2 protein-coding genes and 1 pseudogene are annotated in these 2,357 nt (G+C 69.5%); 2 read left to right on the top strand and 1 reads right to left on the bottom strand.

The genetic code is table 11. From position 1 onward, the window contains the following. The first annotated feature begins 264 nt into the window (after window positions 1–264). Window positions 265–1,359, top strand: coding sequence for a polyprenyl synthetase family protein (locus PV721_RS42960; protein ID WP_319734263.1), 1,095 nt, complete (start codon window positions 265–267; stop codon window positions 1,357–1,359). A gap of 66 nt (window positions 1,360–1,425) precedes the next feature. Continuing rightward, window positions 1,426–1,854, top strand: a complete 429-nt coding sequence (locus PV721_RS42955; protein WP_319734261.1) for a hypothetical protein — start codon at window positions 1,426–1,428, stop codon at window positions 1,852–1,854. A gap of 61 nt (window positions 1,855–1,915) precedes the next feature. Here PV721_RS42955 and PV721_RS42950 read toward each other — a convergent pair. Continuing rightward, window positions 1,916–2,357: pseudogene (locus PV721_RS42950) on the bottom strand (phosphoketolase); the annotation flags it as partial.

Here is a 2,357-nt window from a genome sequence, read left to right as displayed (position 1 = left end):
CACCTCCCCCGAAAACCACCATTTGCCCCCTCACACCCAGCCTGACCCCCGCCATCGCGCACGATGAGCGACTGGCGTCTCATGCGCCTTCACCCCCGGCGTTCCGCACCGACGCGTCTCGCGGCGGTACATCGAGTCCTGAGAGGCCGTCACCGATGAAGTTGAGAACCGGTCCGTCCGCGGCCGCCCGCGCGCAGTCGGCAGTTCTCGGTCTCCTCGCCGCGACGGTTCCTGTCGCGGGGTCCGCACGGACAAGGACCTGACATGGCACTCGCCCTCTCCGTATCGGAGACCGCCCTGGACCTGACCGGCTTCAAGAACACAGTCGAGGATCTCCTCGCCGGCTTCCTGAACCGCAAGGCCCCTCCCGCAGACGACAGTGGATCGCCGGATCTGGCCGCGCCGCTGCGCCACTTCCTTGACGCGGGCGGAAAACGCATCCGCCCGATCCTGGCCTTCGTCGGCTGGCACGCAGCCGGCGCCACCGGCGATCCGCGCACGGTGATCCACCTAGCGGCATCACTGGAGCTGTTCCACGTGTCCGCCCTGATCCATGACGACGTCATGGACTCCTCCGCCCTGCGCCGGGGCCGCCCCACCGTCCACCGCGCACTTGCCCGCGCCCATCAAGGCGACGACAGCGGTATCTCCGCCGCGGCAGCCGCCCAGTTCGGCGAGGGCGCGGCCATCCTCATCGGTGATCTCGCCATGGTGTGGTCAGACGAACTCCTGCTCGACGGTGCTACGAATCCCAAGCAACTGGCCGCACTGTGGCCGGTGCTGCACGCCATGCGCTCGGAGATCGTTCTGGGCCAGTATCTGGATCTGCAGGCCACCGGGGACGCCTCGCCGGACGTAAGCAGGGCGCTGAGGATCGGCCGCTACAAGACCGCGAAGTACACCGTGGAACGGCCTTTGCACCTCGGCGCGATTGCGGCCGAGGCTGACCAGCATCTCCTGGAGCGGCTCTCCGCATTCGCACTACCGCTGGGGGAGGCGTTTCAGCTGCGAGATGATCTGCTGGGTGTCTTCGGCGACCCCGCGGTTACGGGAAAGTCAGCTCTCGAAGATTTGCGTGACGGCAAAGCGACAGTGCTCAGCGCTCTCGCCCTGCAGACGGCAACTCCGCCGCAGCGCAGGGCACTCACTGACTGGTTAGGCGAGCCCCACCTCACCGATGAACAGGCTGCTGTCGTCCGGCGTATCATCGCGGCGACCGGCGCGCCGGCCCAGGTGGAGGAAATGATCGCGACCCGCTACCGCACGGCGATGGACGCGCTCGATGACGGGCGCCTGCCCTGCGCCGCGCGTCGAGCCCTCCGCGACATCGCTGAGGCCGTCACCCGTCGCACCACATGAAGCTCGCCCAGGTCCGCGGAGCCCAGGGCGGGCACCCGGCTGCTGACCGAACGGACGGCCGCACTCGTGCTCGCGGCCGTAGCCCTGAACGTGGCAGCGACCGTCACGGTCGCGGTGGGGGTGGCGCTGTCGCCGGACATCCACCGGGCGGTGCCGATCGGCGGAGTGTTCGCCGCCGGGGTCATGGGCCTCGGCTTCGCCCTGTGCCTGATCGGGCCGGCGATGGCCGTATCGGCGGCGGGACGACGGCGGGCCCAGGTGGTCGGCGCGACCATCGCGATCGGAGCCGTGGAATTTGCCGTCAACTTCATCGCTCTGGCATGGGCCCCGGCAGCCCCGCTGAGGTTCCTGAGCCCGTTCCACTACTACGCCCCGGGCGACGCCTTGGCCAAAGGCGCCGTGCTCTGGCCCCAGCTCGGGATCCTTGTCGGAGCGGGAGTGCTGGGCATCCTGCTGGCTCACCTCCTGCTCCAACGCCGAGACCTCGCGCCGTGAGCGCAGCTGCGGTCGAGAGGCCGGAGCAGCGGCCGACCCCGTGCCCGAGTCCGCGGTGGCCTCAATACGGCCAGGACCAGTCCGCGACCTCCGGGAGGTCGGTGCCGTGCTCGCGGATCCAGTCGTGGTGGCGGATGCGCTGGTCGGTCATGGCCTGACGCAGCCCCTCGGCCCGGCCGGCCAGGCCCGGGACGCGGTCGATGACGTCCATCACGAGCCGGTACCGGTCCATGTCGTTGCGCACGACCATGTCGAAGGGGGTGGTCGTCGTTCCGGACTCCTTGTACCCGCGCACGTGCAGATTCGGGTGGCCGGTCCGGCGGTAGGCCAGCCGGTGGATGAGCCACGGGTAGCCGTGGTAGGCGAAGATCACCGGCCTGTCGCCGGTGAAGAGCGCGTCGTACTCGGCGTCCGTCAGGCCGTGGGGGTGTTCCTCGTGGGGCATCAGCCGGGCGATGTCGACGACGTTGACGACGCGGACGGCCAGCGAGGGGAGGTGCTCG

This window comes from Streptomyces sp. MB09-01, from assembly GCF_033794505.1.
In the GTDB taxonomy this organism is placed as follows: domain Bacteria; phylum Actinomycetota; class Actinomycetes; order Streptomycetales; family Streptomycetaceae; genus Streptomyces.
The sequence above is the reverse complement of the archived record's forward strand: the minus strand, read 5'-3'. Positions and strand labels throughout refer to the sequence as shown.

What these genes read in the sequence shown, in the direction of transcription:
- PV721_RS42960 (WP_319734263.1), top strand. Translation starts at nt 265, where the DNA reads ATGGCACTCGCCCTCTCCGTATCGGAGACCGCCCTGGACCTGACCGGC.